At 56.9% G+C, this 1,204-nt stretch carries 2 rRNA genes; both read right to left on the bottom strand.

Annotated features, from left to right (window positions below):
* Positions 1-830 (bottom strand): 23S ribosomal RNA (locus ACWGIC_RS44915); the annotation flags it as partial.
* Positions 831-1,129: 299 nt separating this feature from the next.
* Positions 1,130-1,204, bottom strand: a 16S ribosomal RNA gene (locus ACWGIC_RS44910); the annotation flags it as partial.

Raw genomic sequence — 1,204 nt, 5'->3', positions numbered from 1 at the left:
TCAACCTAAGTGGGTTCGGGCCTCCACGACGTCTTACCGTCGCTTCACCCTGGCCATGGGTAGATCACTCCGCTTCGGGTCTAGACCACGCGACTCAATCGCCCTGTTCAGACTCGCTTTCGCTACGGCTACCCCACACGGGTTAACCTCGCCACGCAGCACTAACTCGCAGGCTCATTCTTCAAAAGGCACGCCATCACGTCAAAACGCTCTGACGGCTTGTAGGCACACGGTTTCAGGTACTCTTTCACTCCCCTCCCGGGGTACTTTTCATCTTTCCCTCACGGTACTCGTCCGCTATCGGTCTTCAGGAAGTATTTAGGCTTACCGGGTGGTCCCGGCAGATTCACAGCAAATTCCACGAGCTCGCTGCTACTCGGGAACACCAGACAAACAACGACAACGTGTTTTCGCGTACGGGACTCTCACCCACTCCGGTCCGCCATCCCAAGCGGTTCCACTAACACGCGACATCATTCCGAGGACTGTCAGATCCTCGACGCTGGGTCCCACAACACCGCCTGCACAACGCCTGACAGCTTGACATGCAAACGGTTTAGCCTCTTCCGCTTTCGCTCGCCACTACTCACGGAATCACTTTTGTTTTCTCTTCCTGCGGGTACTGAGATGTTTCACTTCCCCGCGTTCCCTCCACACCGGCTATATATTCACCGGCGGGTAACACCACATCACTGGTGCTGGGTTTCCCCATTCGGAAATCCTCGGATCACAGCTCGGTTGACAGCTCCCCGAGGCATATCGCAGCCTCCCACGTCCTTCATCGGCTCCTGAAGCCAAGACATCCACCATGTGCCCTTAACAACTTGACCACAAAGATGCTCGCATCCACTCTACAGTTCTCAAACACCACACCAGAAACAACGTGTGTTGCCTCAGGACCCAACAGCGTGCTGAGCGAACACCCGACCACCCGAGCTCCGTCACCGCTTTCCACGACCCCTGAAGGATCAGTACTCACACGGACTTCGCTCGCCGCGACCGGCGATAACCAGTAGTTCCACAATTCCTTGAGCAAGCCCGGCAACACCGCGTTCGGGTGTTAAACCGTGCCCACCCCACCGAGGTTGGTCCGGGTATCCCGGCCTGGCGGATGTGTTGTGCTCCTTAGAAAGGAGGTGATCCAGCCGCACCTTCCGGTACGGCTACCTTGTTACGACTTCGTCCCAATCGCCAGTCCCACCTT

It is taken from the genome of Amycolatopsis sp. NPDC054798 (assembly GCF_053611505.1).
Note: the sequence above shows the minus strand (reverse complement) of the source record. Positions and strands in the feature narration are given on the sequence as shown.